The organism is Ramlibacter tataouinensis (assembly GCF_027941915.1).
GTDB lineage: Bacteria > Pseudomonadota > Gammaproteobacteria > Burkholderiales > Burkholderiaceae_C > Ramlibacter > Ramlibacter tataouinensis_C.
In genome coordinates this window covers 672,265-697,399 of sequence record NZ_CP116009.1, presented here as the reverse complement: position 1 = coordinate 697,399, position 25,135 = coordinate 672,265, and the positions used below count along the sequence as shown (strand labels likewise).

26 protein-coding genes are annotated in these 25,135 nt (G+C 72.3%); 16 read left to right on the top strand and 10 right to left on the bottom strand.

Annotated features, from left to right (window positions below; translation table 11 throughout):
* The first annotated feature begins 157 nt into the window (after positions 1-157).
* The 11 genes from PE066_RS03165 (at position 158) to PE066_RS03115 (ending at position 10,331) form a co-directional block, all read left to right on the top strand.
* Positions 158-919, top strand: a complete 762-nt coding sequence (locus PE066_RS03165; protein ID WP_271235114.1) for a GntR family transcriptional regulator — start codon at positions 158-160, stop codon at positions 917-919.
* 220 nt (positions 920-1,139) lie between these two features.
* On the top strand, positions 1,140-2,312 hold the full coding sequence (locus PE066_RS03160; RefSeq protein WP_271235113.1) for an ABC transporter substrate-binding protein: 1,173 nt from the start codon (positions 1,140-1,142) through the stop codon (positions 2,310-2,312).
* 76 nt (positions 2,313-2,388) lie between these two features.
* Positions 2,389-3,261 (top strand): branched-chain amino acid ABC transporter permease, encoded by an 873-nt coding sequence (locus PE066_RS03155; RefSeq protein ID WP_271235112.1) that lies wholly within the window; start codon positions 2,389-2,391, stop codon positions 3,259-3,261.
* A complete protein-coding gene (locus tag PE066_RS03150; RefSeq protein WP_271235111.1) occupies positions 3,258-4,286 on the top strand; it encodes a branched-chain amino acid ABC transporter permease in 1,029 nt (342 codons plus the stop codon). The genes PE066_RS03155 and PE066_RS03150 overlap by 4 nt, the downstream gene beginning before the upstream one ends.
* Positions 4,283-5,062 (top strand): ABC transporter ATP-binding protein, encoded by a 780-nt coding sequence (locus tag PE066_RS03145; protein WP_271235110.1) that lies wholly within the window; start codon positions 4,283-4,285, stop codon positions 5,060-5,062. The genes PE066_RS03150 and PE066_RS03145 overlap by 4 nt, the downstream gene beginning before the upstream one ends.
* The gene (locus PE066_RS03140; RefSeq protein ID WP_271235109.1) at positions 5,055-5,759 is read left to right on the top strand and encodes an ABC transporter ATP-binding protein; all 705 of its coding nucleotides are present in this window, start codon (positions 5,055-5,057) and stop codon (positions 5,757-5,759) included. The genes PE066_RS03145 and PE066_RS03140 overlap by 8 nt, the downstream gene beginning before the upstream one ends.
* Positions 5,760-5,770: 11 nt before the next feature.
* Positions 5,771-6,751, top strand: coding sequence for a tripartite tricarboxylate transporter substrate binding protein (locus PE066_RS03135; protein WP_271235108.1), 981 nt, complete (start codon positions 5,771-5,773; stop codon positions 6,749-6,751).
* Between the two features lie 10 nt (positions 6,752-6,761).
* Positions 6,762-7,664, top strand: coding sequence for an NAD(P)-dependent oxidoreductase (locus tag PE066_RS03130; RefSeq protein ID WP_271235107.1), 903 nt, complete (start codon positions 6,762-6,764; stop codon positions 7,662-7,664).
* A gap of 8 nt (positions 7,665-7,672) precedes the next feature.
* Positions 7,673-8,635 carry an AEC family transporter gene (locus PE066_RS03125; protein ID WP_271235106.1) on the top strand — a complete coding sequence of 321 codons (963 nt, stop codon included), beginning with the start codon at positions 7,673-7,675 and terminating at the stop codon, positions 8,633-8,635.
* A 54-nt stretch (positions 8,636-8,689) separates the two neighbouring features.
* Entirely contained in the window at positions 8,690-9,673 is a 984-nt protein-coding gene (locus tag PE066_RS03120; protein WP_271235105.1) for an acrylyl-CoA reductase family protein, read from the top strand.
* A gap of 211 nt (positions 9,674-9,884) precedes the next feature.
* Entirely contained in the window at positions 9,885-10,331 is a 447-nt protein-coding gene (locus tag PE066_RS03115) for a hypothetical protein (RefSeq protein WP_271235104.1), read from the top strand.
* Positions 10,332-10,389: 58 nt separating this feature from the next.
* Here PE066_RS03115 and PE066_RS03110 read toward each other — a convergent pair whose 3' ends face one another.
* Positions 10,390-11,406 (bottom strand): NAD-dependent epimerase/dehydratase family protein, encoded by a 1,017-nt coding sequence (locus PE066_RS03110; protein WP_271235103.1) that lies wholly within the window; start codon positions 11,404-11,406, stop codon positions 10,390-10,392.
* A gap of 107 nt (positions 11,407-11,513) precedes the next feature.
* On the opposite strand from PE066_RS03110, the gene PE066_RS03105 reads away from it, so the two are divergent.
* Together PE066_RS03105 and PE066_RS03100 are read left to right on the top strand one after the other, a co-directional pair.
* Positions 11,514-12,398, top strand: a complete 885-nt coding sequence (locus tag PE066_RS03105) for a LysR family transcriptional regulator (RefSeq protein ID WP_271235102.1) — start codon at positions 11,514-11,516, stop codon at positions 12,396-12,398.
* Between the two features lie 113 nt (positions 12,399-12,511).
* On the top strand, positions 12,512-12,865 hold the full coding sequence (locus PE066_RS03100; protein ID WP_271235101.1) for a DUF1428 domain-containing protein: 354 nt from the start codon (positions 12,512-12,514) through the stop codon (positions 12,863-12,865).
* A 191-nt stretch (positions 12,866-13,056) separates the two neighbouring features.
* Here PE066_RS03100 and PE066_RS03095 read toward each other — a convergent pair whose 3' ends face one another.
* The 7 genes from PE066_RS03095 to PE066_RS03065 form a co-directional block, all read right to left on the bottom strand.
* Complete coding sequence (locus tag PE066_RS03095) at positions 13,057-13,539, bottom strand: DUF456 domain-containing protein (RefSeq protein ID WP_271235100.1); 483 nt, start codon at positions 13,537-13,539, stop codon at positions 13,057-13,059.
* A 64-nt stretch (positions 13,540-13,603) separates the two neighbouring features.
* Positions 13,604-14,194: a DUF6064 family protein gene (locus PE066_RS03090; protein ID WP_271235099.1), complete on the bottom strand. Its 591-nt coding sequence runs from the start codon at positions 14,192-14,194 to the stop codon at positions 13,604-13,606.
* A 3-nt stretch (positions 14,195-14,197) separates the two neighbouring features.
* A complete protein-coding gene (locus PE066_RS03085) occupies positions 14,198-15,088 on the bottom strand; it encodes an aldo/keto reductase (protein WP_271235098.1) in 891 nt (296 codons plus the stop codon).
* Positions 15,089-15,499: 411 nt separating this feature from the next.
* Positions 15,500-15,937 (bottom strand): OsmC family protein, encoded by a 438-nt coding sequence (locus PE066_RS03080; protein ID WP_271235097.1) that lies wholly within the window; start codon positions 15,935-15,937, stop codon positions 15,500-15,502.
* 10 nt (positions 15,938-15,947) lie between these two features.
* Positions 15,948-16,145: a YgaP family membrane protein gene (locus tag PE066_RS03075; RefSeq protein WP_271235096.1), complete on the bottom strand. Its 198-nt coding sequence runs from the start codon at positions 16,143-16,145 to the stop codon at positions 15,948-15,950.
* A gap of 70 nt (positions 16,146-16,215) precedes the next feature.
* Positions 16,216-16,884, bottom strand: coding sequence for a Crp/Fnr family transcriptional regulator (locus PE066_RS03070; RefSeq protein ID WP_271235095.1), 669 nt, complete (start codon positions 16,882-16,884; stop codon positions 16,216-16,218).
* A gap of 185 nt (positions 16,885-17,069) precedes the next feature.
* Positions 17,070-17,654 carry a gamma-glutamylcyclotransferase gene (locus PE066_RS03065; protein WP_271235094.1) on the bottom strand — a complete coding sequence of 195 codons (585 nt, stop codon included), beginning with the start codon at positions 17,652-17,654 and terminating at the stop codon, positions 17,070-17,072.
* A gap of 121 nt (positions 17,655-17,775) precedes the next feature.
* Between PE066_RS03065 and edd the strand changes: the two genes are divergently transcribed.
* On the top strand, positions 17,776-19,617 hold the full coding sequence (gene edd, locus PE066_RS03060) for a phosphogluconate dehydratase (RefSeq protein ID WP_271235093.1): 1,842 nt from the start codon (positions 17,776-17,778) through the stop codon (positions 19,615-19,617).
* On the top strand, positions 19,608-20,252 hold the full coding sequence (gene eda, locus PE066_RS03055; RefSeq protein WP_271235092.1) for a bifunctional 4-hydroxy-2-oxoglutarate aldolase/2-dehydro-3-deoxy-phosphogluconate aldolase: 645 nt from the start codon (positions 19,608-19,610) through the stop codon (positions 20,250-20,252). The genes edd and eda overlap by 10 nt, the downstream gene beginning before the upstream one ends.
* 47 nt (positions 20,253-20,299) lie before the next feature.
* Here the strand turns inward: eda and PE066_RS03050 are convergent, their stop codons facing one another.
* Both PE066_RS03050 and PE066_RS03045 read right to left on the bottom strand, forming a co-directional pair.
* The gene (locus tag PE066_RS03050; RefSeq protein WP_271235091.1) at positions 20,300-22,333 is read right to left on the bottom strand and encodes a PAS domain-containing hybrid sensor histidine kinase/response regulator; all 2,034 of its coding nucleotides are present in this window, start codon (positions 22,331-22,333) and stop codon (positions 20,300-20,302) included.
* A 70-nt stretch (positions 22,334-22,403) separates the two neighbouring features.
* Complete coding sequence (locus tag PE066_RS03045) at positions 22,404-23,294, bottom strand: DMT family transporter (protein WP_271235090.1); 891 nt, start codon at positions 23,292-23,294, stop codon at positions 22,404-22,406.
* A gap of 75 nt (positions 23,295-23,369) precedes the next feature.
* Here PE066_RS03045 and PE066_RS03040 point away from each other — a divergent pair, with 75 nt between their 5' ends.
* A complete protein-coding gene (locus PE066_RS03040; RefSeq protein WP_271235089.1) occupies positions 23,370-25,130 on the top strand; it encodes a DUF4153 domain-containing protein in 1,761 nt (586 codons plus the stop codon).
* Positions 25,131-25,135 lie beyond the last annotated feature (5 nt).

Here is a 25,135-nt window from a genome sequence, read left to right as displayed (position 1 = left end):
GTGTGTATGCAGAAAGCGGAATAACTGATAGAACCGGCCGGTCTTGGAGGGCGTCGGAGAATGGCTGGATTCAGGCTGTTTTCATTGGAGAATGCGGCCCTCGTGCTGGGTTTCCAGACGCCCGGGGTCGGGCCACCGGAACGAGGTCAATGTATACATGAAGAACGAATCCAGGACAGTCCCTGAAGTCGAAGGCAGCGCTTCCCAGGCCGTCAAGGCGCAATTGCGGCTGCGCGAGCTGATCCTGTCCGGCGAGCTGCCCGGCGGCAGCCGCATCGCCGAGCTGGCGATCGTGGAGCGGCTGGGCGTGTCGCGCACGCCGATCCGGGCCGCCCTGATGCGGCTGGAGCAGGAGGGCCTGCTGGAAGCCCTGCCCAACGGCGGCTACGCGGTGCGCACCTTCAGCGAGCGCGACGTGGCCGACGCGATCGAGCTGCGCGGCACGCTGGAAGGCCTGGCCGCGCGCCTGGCGGCCGAGCGCGGCGCGCCCGCGGTGGTGCTGGCCGAAGCCGGCGAGTGCCTGGCCGGCATCGACGCCGTGCTGGCGCAGCCGGCCCTGGACGACGAGGCGTTCTCCCGCTACGTGGCGCTGAACCAGCGCTTCCATGCCCTGCTGGCCGAAGCGGCCGGCAGCCCGGTGCTGGCGCGCGAGCTGGAGCGGGTGGTTAGCCTGCCGTTCGCGTCGCCCTCGGGCTTCGTCGTGGTCCAGGCCAATTCGGCCCAGGCGCGCGACATGCTCATCGTCGCGCAGGACCAGCATCGCCAGGTGCTCGAGGCGATCGGGCAGCGCGAAGGCGCGCGCGCCGAGGCCATCATGCGCGAGCACTCGCGGCTGGCGCAACGCAACCTGCGCGAAGCCGTGCAGGGTCCCCACCTCGACCGCATGCCCGCCGTGCGGCTGATCCGCAAGCGCGCATGAGCGCGCCGGCCGCCCTCCGGAGCGCTCGACCCGATGCCCGCCGTGCGCAGGGTGCCTCGTGGGCGCCTGCCGAGCGACAAAGATCGGCCGCCGGGCTATGCTCAAAAGGGATAGCTGATAGACCGCCCCCTGCCTTGGCCATGGGCCCGGCGCTGACCAGAATCACAGCCCGGCGGCGGATGCCCGTGCCCGATTCCTTTCCCCTACCAGGAGACCTTCGATGAACAAGAGAAACCTGCTGCGGGCCACCGCCTGCGCGGCCCTGCTGGCCAGCGGCGGCCTGGCCTTCGCCCAAGGCGCGCCCTTCAAGGTCGGCCTGATCCTGCCGATGACCGGCCAGCAGGCCACCACCGGCCGCCAGGTCGAGGCCGCTGCCCGCCTGTGGATCGCCCAGAACGGCGACACCGTGGCCGGCCGCAAGGTGGAATTGATCGTCAAGGACGACACCAGCCTGCCCGACATGACGCGCCGCCTGGCGCAGGAACTGATCGTCAACGACAAGGTCGACGTGCTGGCCGGCATGGGCATCACGCCCTCGGCGCTGGCGGTGGCGCCGCTCGCGACGCAGTCGAAGACCCCGCTGGTGGTGATGGCCGCGGCCACCTCCAGCATCACCCAGGCCTCGCCCTTCATCGTGCGCTCCAGCTTCACGCTGCCGCAGGTGTCGGTGGCGCTGGCCGACTGGGCGCCCAAGAACGGCATCAAGAACGTGGTGACGCTGGTGAGCGACTACGGCCCCGGCATCGACGCCGAGAAGTTCTTCAAGGAGCGCTTCCAGTTCAACGGCGGCAAGGTGCCCGAGTCGCTGCGCGTGCCGCTGCGCAACCCGGACTTCGCCCCCTTCCTGCAGAAGGTGCGCGACCTCAAGCCCGATGCGCTGTTCGTGTTCGTGCCCTCCGGCGCCGGCGCGGCGGTGATGAAGCAGTTTGCCGAGCGCGGCATGGACAAGGCCGGCATCCGCCTGATCGCCACCGGCGACGTGACCGACGACGACCAGCTCAACGACATGGGCGATGCCGCCGTCGGCGTGGTGACCTCGCACCACTACTCGGCCGCGCACCCCTCGGCGGCCAACAAGAAGTTCGTCGAGGCCTTCCAGAAGGCCAACAACGGCCTGCGCCCCAACTTCATGGCGATGGGCGGCTACGACGGCATGCGCCTGATCTACGACGCGATCAAGAAGACCGGCGGCAAGGGCAAGGGCGAGGCCCTGGTCAACGCCATGAAGGGCGACATGTTCGAGAGCCCGCGCGGCCCGGTGCTGATCGACGCCCAGACCCGCGACATCACGCAGAACGTGTACCTGCGCAAGGTCGAGAAGAAGGACGGCCAGCTCTGGAACGTCGAGTTCGACGTGATCAAGGACGTCAAGGACCCCGGCAAGACGAAGTGACCCCGCTGGGCCCGGGCGGATCGGACGCCGCCCGGGTCCATCGATTGCGGTCCGGGCCCGCAATGGCAAGGAACTGATGCTCACCATCCTCTTCGACGGCATCGCCTACGGCATGCTGCTGTTCATCCTGGCCCTGGGCCTGGCCGTGACCATGGGCTTGATGAACTTCATCAACCTGGCCCACGGCGCCTTCGCCATGGCCGGCGGCTACGTGACGGTGCTGCTGATGCAGCGCGCCGACGTGCCCTTCCTGGTGTGCCTGCCGATCGCCTTCGTCGTGCCGGCGCTGCTCGGCGCGGTGCTGGAGCGCACCCTGTACCGGCCGCTGTACCACAAGCCGCACCTGGACCAGGTGCTGTTCTCCATCGGCCTGACCTTCATGGCGGTGGCGGCGGTCGACTTCTTCGTGGGCTCGACCCAGCAGCTGATCCAGCTGCCGCAATGGCTGCGCGGCCGCACCGAGATCGGCAGCGGCGCCTGGACCCTGGGCATGGGCCACTACCGCCTGTTCATCATCGCCGTCTGCGCCGCGCTGACCATCGCACTGCAGTACGTGCTGTCGCGCACCCGCTTCGGCAGCCGCCTGCGCGCGGCGGTGGACGACCAGCGCGTGGCCGCCGGCATGGGCATCAACGTCAACGTCGTGTTCCTCACCACCTTCGCCTTCGGCAGCGGCCTGGCCGGCCTGGGCGGCGCGCTGGGCGCCGAGGTGCTGGGGCTGGACCCGACCTTCCCGCTCAAGTTCATGATCTATTTCCTGATCGTGGTGGCCGTGGGCGGCACCTCCTCGATCACCGGCCCGCTGCTGGCGGCCCTGCTGCTGGGCATCGCCGACGTGGCCGGCAAGTACTACATCCCCAAGCTGGGCGCCTTCATCGTCTACACGCTGATGATCGCCATCCTGATCTGGCGGCCGCAGGGCCTGTTCTCGCGGGGGGCCAAGGCATGAGCGCCGTCCGACCGTCCGAAGGCACTGCCGTCACCGGCGCGCCGCTGTCCGTCTCCGGCGATCGCGCGCAGGCCGCGCTGCTGCGCGCCGCCCGCTGGCGCGCCTGGGAGCCGCTGCTGTGGCTGGCGGCCTTCGCCTCGCCGCTGCTGCTGTCGCAGTACTCGGCCATCGTCAACGAAATCGCGATCGTGGCGCTGTTCGCCATCTCGCTGGACCTGGTGCTGGGCTACACCGGCATCGTCTCGCTCGGCCACGCGGCCTTCTTCGGCTTCGGCGCCTACAGCGCGGCGCTGTTCGCCAAGCACGTGATGCCCGATCCGCTGGTCGGCCTGGCCGTCGGCATCGCCGCCGCCGCCGTGCTGGGCGCGGTGGCCAGCCTCACGGTGCAGCGCGGCAGCGACCTCACGCGGCTGATGGTGACCCTGGGCACGGCGCTGATCCTGCTGGAGCTGGCCAACAAGCTCGACTGGCTGACCGGCGGCGCCGACGGCCTGCAGGGCGTGGTCATGGGCCCGGTGCTGGGGCAGTTCGAGTTCGACCTGATGGGCCGCACGGCGGCCTGGTACTCGCTGGCCGTGCTGCTGCTGTGCTTTCTGTTCGTGCGCCGCTTCGTGCGCTCGCCCTTCGGCGCGACGCTGGAGGCGATCCGCGACAACCGGCTGCGCGCGATGGCCGTCGGCATCCCGGTCGGCTCGCGCATCGCGTTGGTCTACACCGTGGCCGCCGCGCTGGCCGGCGCGGCCGGCGCGCTGCTGGCGCAGACCACCGGCTTCGCCTCGCTCGACGTATTCGAGTTCCACCGCTCGGCCGACGTGCTGCTGATCCTGGTGGTGGGCGGCACCGGCTGGCTGTACGGCGGCGTGCTGGGTGCCATCGTCTTCAAGCTGATGCAGGACTTCCTGTCGGCCATCACGCCGCAGTACTGGACCTTCTGGCTGGGCCTGTTCCTGGTGGTGCTGGTGCTGGTCGGCCGCGACCGCCTGTTCAAGCCCTGGACCTGGCGGCGGCGCGGGAGGGCGGCATGAGCGATATCGTCCTGTCCGCGCAAGGGCTGGTGAAGCGGTTCGGCGGCATCACGGCCACCAACAACGTCACGCTCGACCTGCAGCGCGGCGCCCGCCACGCCCTGATCGGCCCCAACGGGGCCGGCAAGACCACCCTGATCAACCTGCTGACCGGCGTGCTGGATCCCACCGAGGGCCGCATCGCGCTGGAAGGCCAGGACATCAGCCGCCTGCCGCCGCACCAGCGGGTGCGCCGCGGCATGGTGCGCACCTTCCAGATCAACCAGCTGTTCGGCTCCATGACGCCGCTGCAGACGCTGGCCATGGTGGTGTCGCAGCAGCGCGGCCTGGGCGCCCGCTTCTGGCAGGCGCTGGGCCGCGACAGCGGCGTGGCCGCGCGCTGCGAGCAGCTGCTGGAGCAGTTCCGCCTGTCCGAGGTGATGGAGCAGCGCACCGAGCACCTGGCCTACGGCAAGCGCCGCCTGCTGGAGATCGCGATCGCGCTGGCCTGCGAGCCGCGCGTGCTGCTGCTGGACGAGCCGGTGGCGGGCGTGCCGGCCGGCGAGCGCGAGGAAATCCTGCAGACCGTCGCCGCCCTGCCGGCCGACGTGTCGGTGCTGCTGATCGAACACGACATGGACCTGGTCTTCAGTTTCGCCAAGCGCATGACGGTGCTGGTCAACGGCACCGTGCTGACCGAGGGCACGCCCGAGGAGATCGCGGCCGACGACCGGGTGCGCGAGGTCTACCTGGGCAGCGGCGAGGCGCAGCGCCACGCGGAGGCGGCCCATGGCTGATCTGCTGAAGGTCGAAGGCCTGTCGGCCGGCTACGGCGAAGCCGTGGTGCTGCAAGGCGTGTCGTTCTCGCTGGAGGAGGGCGCCACGCTGGCCCTGCTGGGCCGCAACGGCACCGGCAAGACCACGCTGATCAACACCCTGGCCGGCGTCACGCGCCGGCACGCCGGCAGCATCGAGCTGGCCGGCGCGGCCCTGCACAAGCTGCCCGCGCACCAGCGGGCCGGCGCCGGCATCGGCTGGGTGCCGCAGGAGCGCAACATCTTCAAGTCGCTCACGGTGGACGAGAACCTGACCGCCGTGGCGCGGCCGGGCCGCTGGACGCCCGATGCGGTGTACGCGATGTTCCCGCGGCTGGCCGAGCGCAAGGGCAACCTGGGCACGCAGCTGTCGGGCGGCGAGCAGCAGATGCTGGCCGTGGGCCGCGCGCTGGTCGTCAACCCGCGCGTGCTGCTGCTGGACGAGCCGCTGGAGGGCCTGGCGCCGATCATCGTCGACGAGCTGCTGCGCGCGATCCGCCGCATCACCCGCGACGAGGGCCTGTCGGCCATCATCGTGGAGCAGCACCCGCAGGCGATCCTGGCGATCTCGGACCGCGCCGTGGTGCTCGACCGCGGCACCGTGGTGCACGGCGGCAGCGCAAGCGAGCTGCTGCACGACGACGCGCTGCTCGACCGGTTGCTGGGCGTGGCGCGGTAAGCTGCGCGCCGATGTCCGACCGCCGCGTCTTCCTGTTCCGATCCTGCGCGCTGGTCGCCGCCGCTCCGCTGGCGGCGCTGGCGCAGCCGGCCTTTCCGTCGCGCCCGATCCGCATCGTCGTGCCCAATGGCGCCGGCGGCGCCGCCGACCTGACGGCGCGCGCCGTGGGACAGGCGATCGCCGCCGACCTCGGCCAGCCGGTCGTGATCGACAACAGGCCGGGCGCCGGCGGCGTGGTCGCCGGCGAGCAGGTGGCGCGTGCCGAGCCCGATGGCCACACGCTGCTGCTGGTGTCGAGCGGTACGGCGGTCAGCGCGGCCCTGTTCCAGTCGCTGCCCTTCGACACCCTGCGCGACTTCGCGCCGGTATCGCAGCTGGCGGCGTTCGACCTGGTGCTGGTGGCCGCGGAAGGCGGGCGCTTCCGCTCGCTGCCGGACCTGCTGGCCTGGGCGCGCGCCAACCCCGGCAAGCTCAACCTCGGCACGCCGCAGGTCGGCACCACCCAGAACCTGGCGGCGGAGCTGTTCAAGTCCGCCGCCGGCATCGCCGCCCAGGTGGTGCCCTTCAACGGCACGCCGCCGGTGGTCAACGCGCTGCGTGGCGGCCAGCTCGACGCCGCCATCGACATCGCCGGCCCGCTGCTGGGACAGATCCGCGGCGGCGCGCTGCGGCCGCTGGCGGTGCTGGGCGAGCGGCGCACCGCGCTGCTGCCGCAGGTGCCGGCCGCGCGCGAGGCCGGCGGCCCGCTGGCCGATTTCAGCCTGCGGTCCTGGAACGGACTGGCTGCGCCGGCGCAGACGCCGCCCGAGCGCATCGACCGCCTGAACCGCGCGATCAACGCCGCGCTGGCGCGCCCCGAGCTGCGCCAGAAGCTGGCCAACCTGAACATGGAGGCGCAGGGCGGCACGCCGGCGCAACTGGGCGAGCACCTGGCCTCCGACATCCGCCGCTGGTCCGGGGTGATCGCGCGCGCGGGCATTCCACGCCAATAGGAGGACTGACATGCAATTGCCACGCATCGGCCTGGTCGGCTGGGGCGAGGTCGGCAAGATCTTCGCGGCCGGCCTGAAGGAACAAGCCGGCGTCACCCAGGCCAGCGCCTGGGACCTGAAATTCGCACAGCCTGCCACGCGCGAGGGCGAACTCGCGCTGGCAAGCCGGGCCGGCATCGTCGCGCAGGCCTCCATGCAGGCGCTGTGCGAGGCCAGCGACCTGGTGATCTCCGCCGTGACCGCCTCGAACACGCTGGCCGTCGCGCAGGAGGCCGCGCCGTTCCTGCGGCCGGGCACCGTGTTCCTGGACCTGAACTCGGCCTCGCCCGGCACCAAGCAGCAGGCGGCGGCGCTGGTGGACGCGCGCGGCGCGCACTATGTCGAGGCCGGCGTGATGACCTCGGTGCCGCCTTACGGCATCCGCGTGCCGATGCTGCTGGGCGGCGCCAAGGCGGCGGAACTGGCGCAGCTCCTGACCGGCTGGGGCATGGACGCCAAGCCCGTGTCCGACCGGCTCGGTGTCGCCAGCGCCATCAAGATGTGCCGCAGCGTGATGATCAAGGGCCTGGAGGCGCTGGTGATCGAGAGCTACGCCACCGCCCGCCAGTACGGCGTGGAGGACCATGTGCTGCCGACGCTGGCCGAGACCTTCCCCGGCATCGACTGGCCGACCCAGGGCGCCTACTTCTTCAGCCGCGTGGTGCAGCACGGCAAGCGCCGCGCCGAGGAGATGCGCGAATCGGCCAACACGGTGAAGGAGGCGGGCTTCCCGCCGCTGATGGCCGCGGCCATCGCCGACAAGCAGCAGTGGGTGGCCGACCACGCCGCTGCCGGCGTGTTCCAGGGCCTGGACAAGGGTGCTCCCTGGCAGGCCTACGCCGACCGCCTGATCGCCGCCCGAAAGAAGCCTTAGTCGCTGAAGTGGGCTCCGTCCTCGCCATCACGCTGCCGATCTACCTGGTGATGGCGGTGGGCTACGTCGCCACCCGCGCCGGGCTGTTCGCGCGCGCCGACATGCGCGTGTTCGGCAAGTACGTGATCAACCTGGCGCTGCCGGCGCTGCTGTTCAACGCGCTGTCCTCGCGCAGCGTGGGCGAGGTGCTGGAGCCGGTGTTCGTGCTGGCCTACACCGCCGGCGGGCTGGTGGCGATGGGCGCCGGCATCCTGTGGGCGCGCAGGGCGGGCAAGAGCCTCTCGGCCGCCGCGACGGCGGGCATGGGCATGTCCTGCCCGAACAGCGGCTTCATCGGCTTTCCGCTGGTCATGCAGCTGTTCGGCGCGTCCACGGCCGGTGTCGGGCTGGCGCTGGCGATGGTGGTGGAGAACCTGCTGCTGCTGCCGCTGGCACTGGCCATCGCCGACAGCGACCTGGGCGATGCGCCGCCCGGCAGCACGCGCGGGCAGCGGCTGCGGGCGGCACTGTGGCAGTCCCTGCGCGGCATCGCGCGCAACCCGATGATCCACGGCATCGCCTTCGGCTTCCTGTTCTCGCTGCTCGGCTGGCGGCTGCCGGAGCCGCTCGCGCGGGCGGTGAACCTGTTCGCCGTGTCGACGGCGGCGATCTCGCTGATGGTGATCGGCGGCTCGCTGGTCGGCATCCCGGCGCGGGGGATGGCTCGTGACGTGTCGGCGGTGGCCATCGGCAAGCTGCTGCTGCATCCGCTCGCGGTGCTCGCGCTGGTGTGGCTGCTGCCGCCGATGCAGCGCGAGCTGCAGGTGGCCGTGGTGGTGATGGCGGCCGTGCCTATGCTGGGCATCTACCCGATCCTGGCGCAGAAGCACGGCCACGACGGCATGGCCGCGGCGGCGCAACTGGGCACCACGGTGGCGTCGTTCTTCACCCTGACCGCGGTGTTGTGGCTGCTGCAGCAGTTGCCGGTGTGATCGGCGCGCTGTGTAGCATCGGGTGATTGCCCGAGCTGCAAAGGAGAGCGCCCCATGGACAAGTTCAAGGCCTACCTGGTCACCAAGCAGGACCGCGTGTCCGCCGCCTTCGTCGAGATGGACGAATCGCAGCTCGACGCCGGCGAAGTCGACGTGCAGGTGGCGTACGCCAGCATCAACTACAAGGATGCACTGGCGGCCACCGGCCGGATGCCGGTGATCCGGCGCTTTCCCTGCATCGGCGGCATCGATGCCACCGGCACCGTGACCGCCTCGCGCTCGCCGCTGTTCAAGCCGGGCGACGCCGTGATCGTGCACAGCCACGGCTTCGGCGTCTCGCAGCACGGCGGCTACTCGCAGCGCGTGCGCGCCCCGGCCGACTGGGTCAACCGGCTGCCCGCGGGCATGGACACGCTGGAGGCCATCACCATTGGCGTGGCCGGCTACACCGCGGCCCTGGCGGTGGAACTGATGGAGCTCAATGGCCTGGCGCCGGACAAGGGCAAGGTGCTGGTCAACGGCGCCTCCGGCGGCGTGGCCAGCGTGGCGATCGACCTGCTGGCCCGGCGCGGCTTCCACGTGGTGGCCGCCACCCGCAAGCTGTCCGAGCGCGACTACCTCACCGGCCTGGGCGCCGCCGAGGTGGTGGATGCGGCCACGCTGCCGGCGGGCACCAAGCCGCTGGAGAGCGCCACCTGGCAGGGCGCCGTCGACTCGCTCGGCGGCGAGGCGCTGGCCGGCCTGACCCGCACCATGCAGCGTGACGGCGTGATCGCCAGCATCGGCAATGCGCTGGGGGTGGAGTTCACCACCACCGTGATGCCCTTCATCCTGCGTGGCGTGCGCCTGATCGGCGTGAACTCCGACAACGACCGCGCCCTGCGCGACCACCTGTGGCAGCGCCTGGGCAGCGACCTGCGGCCCCGGCACCTGGCGAACATTGCCCAGGTCCATCCGTTCGAGGACCTGCCGCAGATGATCGACGCCGTGGCCGGCGGCCGGATCAAGGGCCGCACGGTGATCCGGGTGCAGCCGTAGCGCAGGGCGCAGGCTCGGAACGCCTGCTCGCCCCTCGGCGGCGTTGCGGAGCATCCGGCTCGGCGCCGGGCCGGCCCCGGGCCGTCCACGGCCGAGCCTGTCCGGCGCCATCCGACCGCAACTGTCAAACAGCGCCGACAGACCGTGGCGCCGCAGCGCCATGCCGGCGGCGGTGCGAAGCCGCAAGATTTCCTGCAGAAAGGAAATCACCATGCGGACACACCTCCTCACCCTCACCGTGGCGCTGGCTGGCGCCTTCGCCGGCAGCGCCTTCGCCGCCGACGGCATGAGCAAGGACGCCTACAAGGCGGCCAAGGACAAGATCGAAGCCCAGGCCAAGTCCGACAAGAAGGCCTGCGAGCCCCTGAAGGACAACGCCCAGGACATCTGCCAGGCCGAGGCCAAGTCCAAGGAGAAGATCGCCAAGGCCGAGCTCGACGCGCAGAACAAGCCCGGACCGAAGGCCGACGAGCATGTCCGGCTGATGAAGGCCGAAGGCAGCTACGAGGTCGCCAAGGAAAAGTGCGAGGACCAGAAGGGCGCGGCCATCGAGTCGTGCAAGAAGGACGCCCGCGCCAGCTACGACAAGGCCAAGGCCGAGGCCCAACTCGCCACCAAGGGCAAGAGCGAGAAGACGATGGGGGCCGGCAAGTCCTGACACGCCGCGCTGCGTCGCTGCCGGCGGGCTTCCCCGCGGCAGCGACGCGGCGCAGGCCTCAGTGGGCGAACGCCGGCTTCGGCGGCGTCGCGTCCGCCAGCCAACCCAGATCCTTCAGCGCCTGGCGCGCCGCCTGCGGCAGCGGGGTGTGCGGCTCCGGGCCGATCAGTGCCGTCAGCCGGTCGTTGGCCAGCCGGTGCGGCGTGGTCCACAGGTAGCGCATCTGCGCCAGCGAAGCCCAGCTGGGCAGCAGCAGGCCGCCCGCGCGGATCAGGCCCCAGGGTAGCGGGGCGACCTTCAGCTCCTTGCCGGGACGCAGCCAGCCGGCCTCGCGTGCGATCGCGGCCAGCGCCTCGCACCAGTCCTGGCCGTTGAGCGCATGGCCGCTGAAATGGAACACCTGAGCGCCTTCCAGGCGCGCATGCTGCTGGGCCACGCGCTCGAAGGTGCGCGCCAGGTCGGGCAGGTAGGCCCAGGCCGTGGCCACGTCCCGGGCGCCCGGCAGCCCCACGCGGCCGCGCCGCAGGTCCTTGGCGAGCACCAGGTCCAGCAGGCTGCCGTGGCCGCTGCCGAAGAAGTCGCCGGCGCGGATCACCACGCTGCGCAGCCCCGTGGCCGCATGCGCCTGCGCCAGCAACGCTTCCAGTTCGACCCGCAGCTGGCCCTTGACGGTGGTCGGCCGCTGCGGCGTGCCTTCCTGCAGCAGCGCCGGCATGCCGGCGCCGAAGTTGTAGACGTTGCCCGGGAACAGCAGCAACGCGCCGAGCCGCGTGCCGATGTCGATGGCGGCCCGCATCATGCCGGCGGTTTCCGCGCGCCAGGCCGCGTCGGTGTAGGCGGCCGGGTTCATGGCGTGCACCACGACCTGCGCGCCGGCGGCGCGCGCTGCCAGCGCCGCCGGGTCCGACAGGTCGGCATCGAGCCAGTGCACGTTCGCTGCGGCGCTGGCACCGGCGCGCGGCTGGCGGCGCTGGGCCAGCACCCGCCAGCCGGCGGCGGCGAAGGCACGGGTGGCGGCGGCGCCGAAGCGGCCGGTGGCGCCCAGGATCAGGACGGTCTGTTCAGGCGTGTTCATGAGGCTCCTTCAGGTTCTGGCAATGCGCTTCGGCATCGATGGACCCGATTGTGGAAAGCCCCCGGCTGTTCGACAATTGCCTAACAGTTCATAGCAGCTATTCAGAAATGAAGACCGATTTCGACTGGAGCCTGGCCCGCTCGTTCCTCGCCGCCCTGGAGCACGGCAGCCTGCTCGGCGCGGCCCGCGCGCTGCAGGCCAGCCAGCCGACGATCGGCCGCCACATCGCCGAGCTGGAGGCCCAGCTCGGGGTGTCGCTGTTCGAGCGCACCGGCCGCGGCCTGCTGCCCACCGCCATGGCGCTGAAGCTGGCCGAGCCGGCGCGGGCCATGGAGGCCGCGGCGCTGGCGCTGGGGCGCAGCGCCAGCGGCGCGCAGTCCGGGCTGGCGGGCACGGTCCGCATCACCGCCAGCCAGCCGGTGGCCTGCTTCGTGCTGCCCCCGGTGCTGACGCAATTGCGGGCCGCGCTGCCCGACATCCAGGTGGAGCTGGTCGCCAGCAATGCGGTCGCCAACCTGCTGCGGCGCGAAGCCGACATCGCGCTGCGGATGGTGGCGCCCGAGCAGTCGTCGCTGGTCGCGCGGCGCATCGGCAAGGTGGCCCTGGGCATCTACGCGCACCGCGACTACCTGCGCCGGCGCGGGACGCCGCGCGAACCGGCCGACCTGCCGGCGCACGAACTGGTCGGCAGCGACCGCGGCGAGGACATCCTCAAGGGCTTCGCGGCGGCGGGCATTCCGGTCGAACGCGAGCAGTTCCTGCTGCGCACCGACGACCTGGTGGCGTACTGGCAGGCGGTGCGCGCCGGGCTGGGCATCGGCTTCGTTCCCGACTTCGTGGCCCGGACCGATCCGGCGGTGCTGCCCCTGCTGCCCATGCTCAAGATCCCGCCGCTGCCGGTCTGGCTGGCGGTGCACCGCGAGGTGCGCGGCAACGCCCGCATCCGGGCGGTGTACGACTTCCTGGCCCAGGCCGTGCCGCGCCTGCTCTGACGGCCGGGCAGGCATGACGCACGGTTACAGGCGGGAGGTCGAAAATGGTCCGCCCCGCCCGTCGTGCCTGTGCGGCCCGGCAACCGGCCGCACGCTTTCCAAGGAGATCTCGCATGAGCTATGTGGATGGATTCGTGATCGCCGTGCCGACGGCCAACCGCGAGCGCTTCGTGCGCCACGCGCAGGATGCGGCCGCCGTGTTCAAGGAGCACGGCGCCCTGTCGGTCGTCGAATGCTGGGGCGACGACGTGCCGGAGGGCCAGCTCACCTCGTTTCCGATGGCGGTCCAGCGCAAGGACGACGAGACCGTCGTCTTTTCCTGGATCACCTGGCCCTCGCGCGCGGCGCGTGACGAAGGCATGAAGCGGGTCATGGCCGATCCGCGCGTGCAGCCGGAGACCAACCCGATGCCGTTCGACGGCAAGCGGATGATCTACGGCGGCTTCGAGGTGGTCGTCCAGGCCTGATGTCGGGTTCGGCGTTCACGCCGCGCTGCCGCGGAACCCGGCCCGCCGCGGTCAGTGGCCCGACACGAGCTTCAGCCCGATGATGCCGCCGGCGATCAGGGCCAGGCAGACCCGTCGCGCCATCGCCGGTTGCGCCGCGACAGCGGGCCGGCCCATGAGGCCGGCCGTTGCGTGAGCGGGCCGGCGGCGCATCACACCAGCAGGGCCACGACGTAGATCCCGATCATCACGAAGGCGAGCACGAATTTGCCCAGCATGCCGGCCAGCAGGCCCAGCCAGGTGGCGATGCCGACGTGCATGGCGCGGCCGTGGTCGCGGCGGTCCCAGTACTCGCCGACGAACGCGCCCACCAGCGGCATGAACAGCACGCCGACGATGCCCATGAAGATGCCGGCCACCGTGCCCAGCGCCGCGCCGACCAGGGCCTTGCGGCTGGCGCCGGCGCGCCGCGCGCCGAGCAGCGCCGCGACGTAGTCCAGCAGCCAGGCGAGGATCGCCAGCACGGTGACGGCGCTGACGGCGAACCAGCCGACGCGGGTGAAGTCGTCGATCCAGGCGCCCAGCACGATGCCGGCCAGCACGAACAGCGTGCCCGGCAGCGCCGGCAGCACGATGCCGGCGAGCCCGACGAGGATCAGCGCGGTGCTCAGCACCCACCACAAGCTGTCGGCCATGTCGTCCTTTCATCCTGTTGCCGGCGCCGGGCCACTGTAGCCGCCGCCCCGCGGGCCGTGGTGCTCAACCGGTCCACAGCAGCCAGGCCGTGGTCCAGCCGAGCGCGAGCGACAGCAGCGGAACGACCATCAGCACGGCGCGGTGCCGCAGGGGCAGGGCCAGCAGCAGCCCGGCGGTGAACAGCGCCGTCGGCTCGGGCATCAGTCCCGCGACTTCGGCCTGGGCCCAGCCGCGGCCGGTCAGCGGCGCGGCCAGCGGATAGGCGACCAGCGCGGCCAACGCGCTGCCCCCTCCGATGCCGGCCTGCCAGGCCGGCACCGGCGCCGGGTCGCCACGGGTGCCCAGCACCAGCAGCAACGCGGCCTGCAGCGCCCACGCGCCGGCGAGCCAGGGCCCGGCGGTGTTGACGTCGGCGAAGCGCTGCCAATGGAAGGACAGGGCCACCCAGGCCCACGCGGCGGCCAGCACGAGGCCGGCCCAGCGGGCCGTGCCGCGGGGATGCTGCGCGGTCCGCCAGAGCAGGAGCAGGCCGCTCGCGAGCAGCGCCCATTGCAGCGGCCAGGCCTGGCGGTTGTGCGCCTCCAGCAGGCGGCCCCAGGTGGCGGCCGAGAACATCAGGAAGTCCGAAGGCCGGTAGCTCCACCACTCGGACATGGCTCAGAGGTTGCCGATGTGCGCCTCGATGCGCCGGCGCAGCGCTTCGTCGGGCAAGGGGCCGGCGGCCGCAGCCAGGTTCTCGCGCACATGGTCCACGCGGCTGGTGGCCGGGATGGCGCAGGTGATCGCCGGGTGCGACACGATGTGCTTGAGGATCAGCTGGGCCCAGCTGCGGCAGCCGATCTCCGCGGCGAACGCGGGCAGGGGCTGGCGCTGCAGCCGCCGGGTCAGGCTGCCTTGCTGGAACGGCCGGTTGGCCAGCACCGCGATGCCGCGCTCGCGCGCCAGCGGCAGCAGGCGCTGCTCGGCCTCGCGGTCGACCGGGTTGTAGGTCAGCTGCACGAAGTCGAGTGGGTGGCGGCGCATGACCTGTTCGAACTCGCGGTGCCGGCGCCCTTCCGAGGTGGTGATGCCGACGTAGCGCACCCGGCCTTCCTTCTTCATCGCCTGCAGCAGCGGCAGCTGCTCCTCCCAGGCCAGCAGGTTGTGCACCTGCAGCAGGTCGAAGCGCGGCACGCGCCAGAGCTGGCGCGACTGCTCGACCTGCGCGGCCCCGTCGGAGGCGGTCCAGACCTTGTCGGCGGCGAACAGCGCCTGCGGCCGGCCCAGCGCCTGCAGGCCGTCGCCGACCACCGGCTGCGACGAACCGTACATGGGCGAGGAGTCGATCAACCGTCCGCCGGCGGCAAAGAAGGCGCGCATCACTTCCATGCACTGCTGGCGGCCCTGCGGGTCCTTGCCGACGTTGAAGGTGATCCAGGTGCCCAGTCCGACGACGGGCAGCGGCTCGCCGGACGAGGGGATGGGTTTGGTGAGCGGGGCGGGGGCGGGCTGCGCCAGCGCGGGCAGGACGGGCAAGCCCAGCACTTGCAGCAGGTGCCGTCGGTTCATGGCTGGCAGGTTAGCAAGATCCCGGCGCGGCTGCCGGACGGGCCGGCATGTCCGCGGGAAGGCGGCCGTTCGATGGACAGGGCGAGCGGCGCGCTCCAGCGGGCTGCCGATGGGTCTTCACGCGGATGGGTTCCGGTTCGGCCGCCGCCCAGGCCGGCGCCGCCACTGCCGAGGCGACGTGCGAGAGCAGGCCGAGGCGGCCGCCCGCAATGCCTCGGGCGAGCCACCAATGCTCACCCACTGCGACAGTGCCGGATGCTGGGACACGGCCGGCAACCGGTACCCCGGGTGGACGGCAGCGGCAACTTCCACCGCCAGGACGGCAGGCCCTGGCGGGCCGTGGGCCAGCAGGTGCTTTGCCCGTGAAGCCGTGGCCGCTGGCGGTCCCCTCGGGACGCGGGGCGGCCGGCGTCAGCGCCCCACCACCACCGTCGCCTTCAGCTCGCTGGTCGCATTCAGCGAGTTGGTGATCAGGCAGACCTTCTTGGCCTTCTCCAGCACGGTCTGCGCCAGGTGCTCCTGCTCGGGGCCGGGGATGCGCAGGACGGGCTCGAAGCGCAGTTCGGTGAACCGGGTGACGCCGTCGACGCGGTCGAGCACGCCTTCCACATCGAGCTGCAGGTCATCCCACGCGAGCTTCGACGCGCGGGCGACGGCGCGGAACGACAGCAGGTAGCAGTCGGCCGCCGCCGCCAGCAGCAGCGTCTCGGGCGACCAGTAGCCGGGCGGGCCGTCGAATTGCGGCGGCGGGGTGCTCTCCAGCGCCGGCAGTCCGGCCGACCCGAGCCGGACCGGGCCTTCGGTGCCGCCCCCGGCATGGACGCTGTAGCGGTGCGGATAGGGATGCATGGCCGCTCCTTCAGCTCTTGCGGTGCATCGGGCAGGTGTTGATGCCCAGCAACTGGTAGGGCAGGCACCAGCCCAGCAGGCCGGTGGCCAGCGGAACGACGCCCAGCCAGCCCCACCAGCCCACGGTGCCGGTCGCGGCCAGGGCGATCAGCACCCCGCCGGCGGCGATGCGAAGGCCGCGGTCCAGGCCGCCCAGGTTGGTCTTCATGGTCGAACTCCTCTTCGTGTTGCCGATGGCGTATTGGAACGCCGGCGCGGCTGCCCGTCGGTGACCTGGGTTACAAACCCTGCGCCTGCCGGCGCAGCGCCGCGCTGTCGAGGATGCGGATGCGTTCGCGCGCGCCTTCGATCCAGCCTTCGCGCTCGAAGCGGCGCAGCAGGCGGGTGACGATCTCGCGCACGGTGCCCAGCCGGTCGGCCAGCGCCTGGTGCGTCACCGCGAGTTCCTGGCCGTGGCCGAGCAGGGCGGCCGCGAGCCGGCGATCGAGCTTGTGGAACGCGATCGCGTCGACCAGCGCCGTGAGGTCGGCCATGCGCTGGGCGAACAGGCCCAGCACGCTGTCGCGGAACACCGGCTCGTCCAGCCACCGGCGGAAGGTCGGCGCCTCGACCAGCAGCACGGTGGTTGGCCGCGTCGCCACGCCGTGCGCCATCAGCGGCTGCGAACGGAACAGGCAGGTGCTGGAGACAAGGCACAGCTCGCCGGGGCCGACGCGGTACAGCTCCATCTCGCGGCCGTCGCCCGAGCGGCGGGCCACGCGCACCTCACCCTGCAGCACCAGCGGAAAACCCTTGCAGGGTTCCTGCTCGTTGAACATCGTCGTGCCGGCCGGCACGGTGAGCAGCGCCGCGCCCGCGGGCAGCCCTTGCCCGGAGAGGACGTTGGCCAGCGCCGGGTAGAGCGCCACGATGTCCGGCGGATGGCCGGGCGGGGAAGAGGTCTGCATCGGCCGCCATGGTGCCGCAGCACGCCAGCCCCCGGCTTGTGGGCCATCAAGCGGGCCCGAAATTCGTACCTGACCCCAATTCTTGGTCCCAAGCGGGTCGGAAATTCGTATCTGACCCCAATTCCTGGGCGTCATCCTCCGCGCAGGCGGAGGATCCAGAGCAATGCGCCCGCGGAATGGCGGCGCTATTCGATCAGCTTCAGCAGCCGCTCCAGGTGGCGGTCGCGGATGTTGTGGCGGCGCAGTTCTTCCAGGGTGCGGGCGGCGTAGTCGAGGGTGGTGCCGTAGCGGCCGCTGGCGATGCTGAAGATGCGGCGGTACTGCTCTTCGGTCAACTCGCCGGTGTGGTTGGGGCTCTTCTTCGACAGCGTGAACGCCAGCGCGCTGACCACGCCATCGGGCGTGCGGCAGGCCAGCCAGCGCGGGTCGTAGACGCCGGTGGGCATCTCGCGCGCCCACAGCTCGGTCATGACGGCCGGGCCGGTGTCGCGCGGGATGCGGAACACCACGCCCTGGCAACTGCCGCCGCGCAGCAGGCCGAACACCAGGCCGGGGTTCTCCGGCGTGCCGCGGTTGACCCGGCTCCACATCTTCAGCGCGCGGTGCCAGCCCAGCACGCGCGCCGGGCGCCGCTCGGCGAAGTCGAACTCGGGGTTCCAGATCAGCGAGCCGTAGCCGAAGATCCACAGGTCCTCGCGGCCGCCCCAGTCGGCCAGCACCTGCGCCAGCATCGGGGCTGGATCGCGCACCGGGTCGGGCAGCAGGCTCATGGGGCGCCACTGTAGCGCGGGCACGGGCGGCATTCGTAACGGCATCGTCACCGCCCCGCCTGCCGGGGCATGGCTTGCGGGTAGGATGGTCCGCTCCCTCTCCCCAGCTTCCCGTATCCCCATGCAAATGAACTCCGTGGTGGCCCGGGTCACCGACCGCATCCGCGAACGCAGCGCGCCCACCCGGGATGCCTACCTGCGCCAGGTGGACGAGATGGCGGCGCGCGAGCGCGGCAGCGACCGGCTGGGCTGCGCCAACGTGGCCCACGCGATTGCCGCGCTGCCCGCCGACGACAAGCGCAAGGTGGTGGTGCAGCGCCTGCCGAACATCGGCATCGTCACCGCCTACAACGACGTGATCTCCTCGCACGCGCCGTACGCGCGCTACCCCGAGCTGATCAAGGACGAGGCGCGCCGGCACGGCGCCACCTGCCAGGTCGCCGGTGGCGTGCCGGCGATGTGCGACGGCGTCACCCAGGGCACGCCGGGCATGGAGCTGTCGCTGTTCTCGCGCGACGTGATCGCCATGGCCACCGCGGTGTCGCTCAGCCACGACGTGTTCGACGCCGCGCTGATGCTCGGCATCTGCGACAAGATCGTGCCCGGCCTGCTGATCGGCGCGCTGCACTTCGGCCACCTGCCCACGGTGTTCGTGCCCGGCGGACCGATGGCCAGCGGCCTGTCCAATTCGGAGAAGGCGCAGGTGCGCGAACAGGCGGCGCAAGGCCTGGTCGGGCGCGAGGCGCTGCTGGAATCGGAGATGAAGGCCTACCACTCGCCGGGCACCTGCACCTTCTACGGCACCGCCAACAGCAACCAGATGCTGATGGAGGCGATGGGGCTGCACGTGCCGGGCGCCGCCTTCGTCCACCCCGGCGACGGCCTGCGCGAGGCGCTGACGCGCGAGGCGGTGCGCACCGTGCTGGGCAACGTGCGCGGGCGCCGCTTCCTGCCGATCGGCCGGCAGGTGGACGAGCGCTGCATCGTCAACGCCATGGCCGCGCTGCTCGCCACCGGCGGCTCCACCAACCACCTGATCCACTGGGTGGCGGTGGCGCGCGCCGCCGGCATCCGGATCGACTGGGACGATTTCTCCGACCTGTCCTCGGTGGTGCCGCTGCTGGCACGCGTCTATCCGAACGGCCAGGCCGACGTGAACGGCTTCCAGGCCGCCGGCGGCCCGGGCTTCGTGATCCGCGAACTGCTGGACGCCGGGCTGATGCACGAGGACGTGCTGGCGGTGCGCGAGGAGGGCCTGCGCGCCTACACGCGCGCGCCGGCAGCCGAAGGCGGCGCGCTGGCCTGGCGCGACATCGGCGAGACCCGCGACCCCGCCATCCTGCGCCCGGCGGCCGATCCGTTCAGCGCCACCGGCGGCTGCAAGCTGCTGACCGGCAACCTCGGCCGCAGCGTGATCAAGGTGTCGGCGGTGCCGGCCGACCGCCATGTGATCGAGGCGCCGGCGCGCATCTTCGACACCCAGGAGGCGCTGCAGGCGGCCTTCCAGTCCGGCGAGCTGGAGCAGGGCTGCCGCGCCAACGGCAGCAACGGGCTGGTGTGCGTGGTGCGCTGGCAGGGGCCGCAGGCCAACGGCATGCCGGAGCTGCACAAGCTCACGCCCACTCTGGCGGTGCTGCAGGGCAAGGGCCTGCGCGTCGCCCTGGTCACCGACGGCCGCATGAGCGGTGCTTCCGGCAAGGTGCCGGCGGCCATCCACGTCTCGCCGGAGGCGGCGGCCGGCGGTCCGCTGGCGCTGCTGCGCGACGGCGACATCGTCCGCCTCGATGCCGACCAGGGGCGGCTGCAGGCGCTGGTGCCGCACGAGGAGTGGATCCGGCGCGAGCCGGCGAAGATCACCGAGGCGCAGCAGGCGGCCAACGGCGCGCGCCTGGGCCGCGAGCTGTTCGCCTCGATGCGGCGCAACGCCACCGAGGCGGAACAGGGGGCCTGCACATGGCTGTGAAACCGGCCGGGCTGCTGACGCCGCTGGACGTGATGCGCGACGCCGCGGTGATCCCGGTGATCGTGCTGGACGACGTCGCGCAGGCGGTGCCGCTGGCGCGCGCGCTGGTCGGCGGCGGGATCCGCATGCTGGAAGTGACGCTGCGCACGCCGGCGGCGCTGGCCTGCATCGAGGCGATCGCGGCCGAAGTGCCGGCCGCGGTGCCGGGCGCCGGCACGGTCCGCAGCGCGGCCGATGCGCGTGCCGCGGCGGCGGCCGGTGCGCGCTTTGCCGTCAGCCCCGGCTACACGCCGGCGATCGGCCAGGCCTGCGGCGAGCTGGGCCTGCCGCTGCTGCCCGGGGTGTCCACCGGCAGCGAGATCCTGCAGGCGCAGGAAGGCGGCTTCACCGAGCTGAAGTTCTTCCCGGCGGTGCCGGCCGGCGGCGTGGCCATGCTCAAGGCGCTGGCCGGGCCGTTCCATGACATCCGGTTCTGCCCCACCGGCGGCATCACGGCGGCGAACGCGCCCGAGTTCCTGGCGCTGCCCAACGTTGCTTGCGTCGGCGGCTCCTGGCTGACGCCGGCCGACGCGGTGAAGGCCGGCGACTGGGAGCGCATCACGCGCCTGGCGCGCGAGGCGGCCGCCTTGCGCTGAACGGGAACGCGCGATCGCCGTCGAAGCCGATCGGCTCTCCGCGCGGATCAGGCCGGGTGCCGCGCCGCCATCAGCTCCTCGATCTTGCGCACCAGGATGTCGGGCGCCACCGGCTTGACCAGGTGGCCGTCGAAGCCCGCCGCGGCGCCGCGCTCCAGGTCGGCCGGCTGGCCCCAGCCGGACAGCGCCAGCACCACCATGTCGCGGCCCCATTCGCTGGCGCGCAGGGCGCGGCAGGCGCCGTAGCCGTCCAGCCGCGGCATGCCCAGGTCCAGGATCACGACCTCCGGGCGCCAGGCCTCGGCCCGGGCCAGGCCCTCGACCCCGTCGTAGGCGGTGCAGACCTCCTCGCCCAGCACGCGCAGCACCTCGGCCAGCATGTCGGCCGCATCGCGGTTGTCGTCCACCACCAGCACGCGCCGCCGCGGCGCCGCGGCCAGCCGCTGCCCGCCGGAGCGGTCCGGGGCCTCGACCGGCCCGGCCGGCAGGGGCAGCCGCACCAGGAACTCGCTGCCCTGGCCCAGCCCCGGGCTGTAGACCTCGACCGAGCCATGGTGCAGCCCGGCCAGCAGTTGCACCAGGGGCAGCCCGATGCCGAGCCCGCCGGTGGCCCGGTCCGACTCGCTGCCGCCCTGGTAGAACAGCTCGAACAGGCGCGGAATCTGGTCGGCCGCGATGCCGATGCCCTGGTCGCGCACCCGCAGCACCGCATGCCCGTCCTCGGTCTCCAGGCTGACCGCGATGGGCCGCTCGGCGGCGGAATAGCGGGTCGCGTTGGTCAGCAGGTTCTGCACCACCTGGACCAGCCGGACCTCGTCGCCGACCATGCGCACCGGCTCGTCGGGCAGGGACAACTGGAGCGGATGGCGGCCGGCCTGCAGCTCGGTCTTCACGTTCTCCAGCGCCGAGCGCACCACGTCCTGCAGCACCACCGGGGCCAGCCGCAGTTCCAGCTTGCCGCGGCTGATGCGGCTGGCGTCCATCAGGTCGTCGATCATCCGGGCCAGGTGCGCCACCTGGCGGCCGATGACCTCGGCATGGCGGGCCAGCCGCTCGTCGTGCTGCCCGCTCATGCGCAGCAGCTCGGCCGAGGCGCGGATCGGCGCCAGCGGGTTGCGCAGCTCGTGCGCCAGCGTCGCGAGGAACTCGTCCTTGCGCCGGTCGGCTTCGACCAGCGCCGCTTCGGCCTGCTTGCGCAGGGTGATGTCGCGCTGGGTGCCCCAGGCGCGCAGCAGCAGGCCGTTCTCGATCACGCCCGACAGGTTGTTGGCGAACCAGAGCGGTCGGCCGTCGCGGCCGCGCTCCTGCGATTCGACTTCGCCGGCCCGGTAGCCGGTCTGCACCAGCGACCGCACGTACTCGCGCACCTGCGGCCCGGCCGGATCCATCATCAGCTCCAGGCCGTGGCCGATCACCTGGTCCGGCGAGTCCAGCCCGTACATCCGCACGAACGCCTCGTTGCACTCGGCGAAGCGGCCGCTGCGCAGGAAGGCCTCGACCTGCTCGTCCACCGGCAGCCGGGTGTCCACCGGGGGCTGGAACTCCATGCGCCAGATGCCTTCGCTGCTGTTGGCCACGAAGGCCCGGTAGCGCTCTTCGCTGTCGCGCAGGGCATCCTCGGCCGTGCGGCGGTCGTGGATGTCCGTGACCGAGCCGACGAAGCCGAGGAACTCGCCGTGCGGGCCCCAGCGCGGCCGGCCGGCGTCGATCACCCAGCGCCAGGCGCCGTCGGCCCGGCACATCCGGTGCTCCAGGGCGATCGCGGCCTGGCGCTCGTTGGCCTGGCGGAACGCGGCGTCGGCGCGGCTGCGATCGTCGGGGTGGACCTTCTCCAGCCAGCCGAAGCCCAGGGCGTCCCGCTGGGACTGGCCGGTGAATTCGACCCAGCCGCGCGAGACGAAGGTGCAGGCGCCGTCGGGCCCGGCGACCCACAGCATGCCGGGCGTGAGGTCGGCGAACTCGTGCAGGCGCTGCTGGGCCGCCATTTCGGCGGCGTCGAGGGTGGCGCTCTCGAGCCGCCCACGCCGCGCGGCGGCGGGCGTCCTGTCGGGTTCGGGATCGGGCCGGTCGGGTTTGGACATTGTCCGGCCATTCTAGGAACCGAAGTCGTAATGCGGGCTCTTCCGCAGCTGGCCGGTGGAACTTTCGGTGTCAGGCTGTTCGGCCGGCCCGGGCCCGGCCGAAAGGGTTGAAGCCCGTCACCAGCGCGCACGCCAGCAGCACCAGGGCCACGCCCGGCAGCATGCCGGCGGTGACCGGCTCGCCCAGGAACAGGGCGCCCCAGGACACGCCGAACATCGGGATCATGAAGGCCGACGAGGTCGCGGCGCTGGCCGGGATCTCGCGCATCAGCCGCATGCTGATCCAGTACATGAAGCCGGACGTGAAGATGCCGAGCACCGCCAGCGCCGCGACGGCGCCGGGCGTGATGCGCACATTGGGGGCTGCCGCGCCGGCCGGCAGCAGCAACAGCAGCGCGCCGGCGACGTGGACCGCGGCCGACGCGGGCAGCGGGTCGTGCAGCAGGCTCGCCCGCTTCATCAGGATCGCGCCGAAGCCATAGCTGGCCGAAGCCGCCACGCAGGCCAGCACCGCCAGCAGCACGGGCAGGTCGACCTGCACCGGCCCCAGTTGCACCAGCAGCGCGACGCCCCCCAGGCCCACGGCGCAGCCGGCCAGCTTGCGCCCGGTCAGGCGCTCGTCGCCGAAGGCCGCGCCGGCCACCACGCCGAACAGCGGCGCCGTCGCATTGAGCAGGGCCGAGTAGCCGGCCGGGATCACCAGCCCGGCCCAGTTGAACAGCACGAAGGGGGCCGCCACCGTCAGCGTGCTCAGCACCGCGAGCGCGCGCCAGTGCGCGCGATCGGGCCAGCGCAGCCCCATCACCCGCATCAGCAGCGCCAGCACCACCGCGGCCAGCGCGCAGCGCAGGCACGCCATCGGCCAGGGGCCGAAGGCGGGTGCAGCGATGCGGATCAGGGGAAAGGACGCCCCCCAGACGGCGGACAGCAGCAGGAGCTGGAGGAAGTGGCGGGCGTGCATGCGGGTGCATGATTGTGCGGGCAGGCGCTGCCAGAGGCGGGCGCTCGGATAAGCAATCGAGGAGGAGGGGCAGGCATGCAACATCAAGGTTCGCGCGAATCGCCGGAAGGCCGCGGCTCCGCGGTCCAGGATCCAGGCAACAGCCTGCTGGCCGCGCTGGTGCTGGGCTCGGTGCAGGGCGTGGCGCTGCGGGCGCTCCATGTCTCCGCCGCGGGCTGGGGTGCCAACGAGCCGGCCCTGCACCAGGCGTTGCTGCAGTTCGTGGTGGCGGCGCCGCTCGCCTGGTGGCTGGGCGAAGGAGGGTTCCTGTCCGGCCTCCGGCGGGGCGCCGCGGCGCTGGCCGTGGGGCTGCTGGTCGGCTTGCTGGGCGCGCACGCGGGCGCCACGGTCGCCCCGGGCGCAGGCAACGTGCCGAGGTTCGCCGAATGGCTGGCCACCACCGTCCTCGTCCACGTGGCGGTGGCCCTGGTCGCCGGCTTCGATCCGGCCACGCGGCGCTTCGTCTATGCCCGCCTGTTCGAGGTCGCCTGGCGCAATGCGCTGGTGGTGCCGCTGGCAGCCGCGCTGACCGGGATCTTCTGGACCCTCCTGTGGGCGGCGGCGTGGCTGCTGCGGGCCATCGGCATCCACTGGCTCTGGGACCTGCTGGCCGAACCGGCCACCCTGACGATCGTCACTGCGGCGATCTTCGCCGTCAGCCTGGCCGCGGCCCTGCGGCGCGCTTCCGCGCTGGTGGCGCTGCGCCGCGCCTGGCTGTCGCTCAACACCTGGTTCCTGCCGCTCGCACTGGCCCTGGCGCTGGTGGCCGTCCTGGGGGTCGCCGTGATGGGCATGGCGCAGCTGTTCGCCACCCGCAGTGCCGCCGCCATCCTGTTCTGGTTCGCGTCGCTGGCGGTGCTGTTCCTCAACGCCGCGTGGCAGGACGGCCGCACCGCGCCGGGCCTTCCGCCGCCGCTGCCCCGCCTGGTTCCCTGGGCCTGGCTGGCGCTGCCGGTGCTGGCCGTGCTGGGATGCTGGGCGCTGTGGCTGCGCGTGCAGCAGCATGGCTGGTCGCCCGACCGGGTCTGGGCGGCGCTGGTGGCGGCCATGACCCTGGTCTATGCGTTCGGCTACGCCGCCTCGCTGAGGTCACGCGGCCGCTGGATGACCACGGTGGGTCCGACCAACGTTGCCGCCGCCATCGTGCTGGCCGCCGGCCTGGTCGTCCTGCTCAGCCCGCTGGCGGATGTGCGCAAGCTGTCGGTGCGCAGCCAGCTGGCGCGGCTGGAGTCGGGGGTGATCGCAGCGGCCGACTTCGACTTCCGGTTTCTCGCGCGCGAGGGTGGCCGCTACGGGCACGAGGCCTTGCAGAAGCTGGCCGCCGGCGGCGTCGCCGAGGTGCGCCAGGGCGCATCGGCTGCCCTGGCCCGCGCCGCCGGCAACCAGCCGCCCCGAACCGATGCCGCCGCCGCGCAGGCCGCCTGGCGCGAGCAGGTGCGGGTGCTGCCCCAGGGCGCTCGCGTCGATCCGGCCCTGCTGCAATGGCTCGCGCGCGAGCAGGCCGACTGGGTTGAGAAATCCTGTGCCGCCACCCCCGCCCAATGCGTCCTGTGGTGGATCCCGGCCCGCGGCGATGCCCCGGCGCAGGCGGTCTTGCTGTGGGCGCGCGACGCAAGAGGGGCCCGTGCCGTCGCGTACGGTTTCGAGCCGGCCGGCTGGCGGCGCCAGGGCGACCTGGTCGGCAAGGACCTGCCGCTGTCCGAGTGGACGCAGGCCATCGAAGGCGGCGGCGCCCGCTGGGTCGAGCCGCGCTGGCCCGACCTGCAGATCGGCCAGGCCCGCCTGCGGGTGCGCTGACGCCC

Excerpts from the sequence above, each read along its gene's own strand:
- PE066_RS03040 (WP_271235089.1), top strand. The coding sequence starts at position 23,370 with ATGCAACATCAAGGTTCGCGCGAATCGCCGGAAGGCCGCGGCTCCGCG.
- PE066_RS03155 (WP_271235112.1), top strand. The coding sequence starts at position 2,389 with ATGCTCACCATCCTCTTCGACGGCATCGCCTACGGCATGCTGCTGTTC.
- PE066_RS03085 (WP_271235098.1), bottom strand. The coding sequence starts at position 15,088 with ATGAACCGACGGCACCTGCTGCAAGTGCTGGGCTTGCCCGTCCTGCCC.
- PE066_RS03165 (WP_271235114.1), top strand. The coding sequence starts at position 158 with ATGAAGAACGAATCCAGGACAGTCCCTGAAGTCGAAGGCAGCGCTTCC.
- PE066_RS03140 (WP_271235109.1), top strand. The coding sequence starts at position 5,055 with ATGGCTGATCTGCTGAAGGTCGAAGGCCTGTCGGCCGGCTACGGCGAA.
- PE066_RS03160 (WP_271235113.1), top strand. The coding sequence starts at position 1,140 with ATGAACAAGAGAAACCTGCTGCGGGCCACCGCCTGCGCGGCCCTGCTG.
- PE066_RS03120 (WP_271235105.1), top strand. The coding sequence starts at position 8,690 with ATGGACAAGTTCAAGGCCTACCTGGTCACCAAGCAGGACCGCGTGTCC.
- PE066_RS03080 (WP_271235097.1), bottom strand. The coding sequence starts at position 15,937 with ATGCATCCCTATCCGCACCGCTACAGCGTCCATGCCGGGGGCGGCACC.
- PE066_RS03135 (WP_271235108.1), top strand. The coding sequence starts at position 5,771 with ATGTCCGACCGCCGCGTCTTCCTGTTCCGATCCTGCGCGCTGGTCGCC.
- PE066_RS03090 (WP_271235099.1), bottom strand. The coding sequence starts at position 14,194 with ATGTCCGAGTGGTGGAGCTACCGGCCTTCGGACTTCCTGATGTTCTCG.
- PE066_RS03130 (WP_271235107.1), top strand. The coding sequence starts at position 6,762 with ATGCAATTGCCACGCATCGGCCTGGTCGGCTGGGGCGAGGTCGGCAAG.
- PE066_RS03075 (WP_271235096.1), bottom strand. The coding sequence starts at position 16,145 with ATGAAGACCAACCTGGGCGGCCTGGACCGCGGCCTTCGCATCGCCGCC.
- PE066_RS03100 (WP_271235101.1), top strand. The coding sequence starts at position 12,512 with ATGAGCTATGTGGATGGATTCGTGATCGCCGTGCCGACGGCCAACCGC.
- PE066_RS03115 (WP_271235104.1), top strand. The coding sequence starts at position 9,885 with ATGCGGACACACCTCCTCACCCTCACCGTGGCGCTGGCTGGCGCCTTC.
- PE066_RS03070 (WP_271235095.1), bottom strand. The coding sequence starts at position 16,884 with ATGCAGACCTCTTCCCCGCCCGGCCATCCGCCGGACATCGTGGCGCTC.
- PE066_RS03105 (WP_271235102.1), top strand. The coding sequence starts at position 11,514 with ATGAAGACCGATTTCGACTGGAGCCTGGCCCGCTCGTTCCTCGCCGCC.
- PE066_RS03050 (WP_271235091.1), bottom strand. The coding sequence starts at position 22,333 with ATGTCCAAACCCGACCGGCCCGATCCCGAACCCGACAGGACGCCCGCC.
- PE066_RS03065 (WP_271235094.1), bottom strand. The coding sequence starts at position 17,654 with ATGAGCCTGCTGCCCGACCCGGTGCGCGATCCAGCCCCGATGCTGGCG.
- edd (WP_271235093.1), top strand. The coding sequence starts at position 17,776 with ATGCAAATGAACTCCGTGGTGGCCCGGGTCACCGACCGCATCCGCGAA.
- PE066_RS03110 (WP_271235103.1), bottom strand. The coding sequence starts at position 11,406 with ATGAACACGCCTGAACAGACCGTCCTGATCCTGGGCGCCACCGGCCGC.
- eda (WP_271235092.1), top strand. The coding sequence starts at position 19,608 with ATGGCTGTGAAACCGGCCGGGCTGCTGACGCCGCTGGACGTGATGCGC.
- PE066_RS03145 (WP_271235110.1), top strand. The coding sequence starts at position 4,283 with ATGAGCGATATCGTCCTGTCCGCGCAAGGGCTGGTGAAGCGGTTCGGC.
- PE066_RS03045 (WP_271235090.1), bottom strand. The coding sequence starts at position 23,294 with ATGCACGCCCGCCACTTCCTCCAGCTCCTGCTGCTGTCCGCCGTCTGG.
- PE066_RS03095 (WP_271235100.1), bottom strand. The coding sequence starts at position 13,539 with ATGGCCGACAGCTTGTGGTGGGTGCTGAGCACCGCGCTGATCCTCGTC.
- PE066_RS03150 (WP_271235111.1), top strand. The coding sequence starts at position 3,258 with ATGAGCGCCGTCCGACCGTCCGAAGGCACTGCCGTCACCGGCGCGCCG.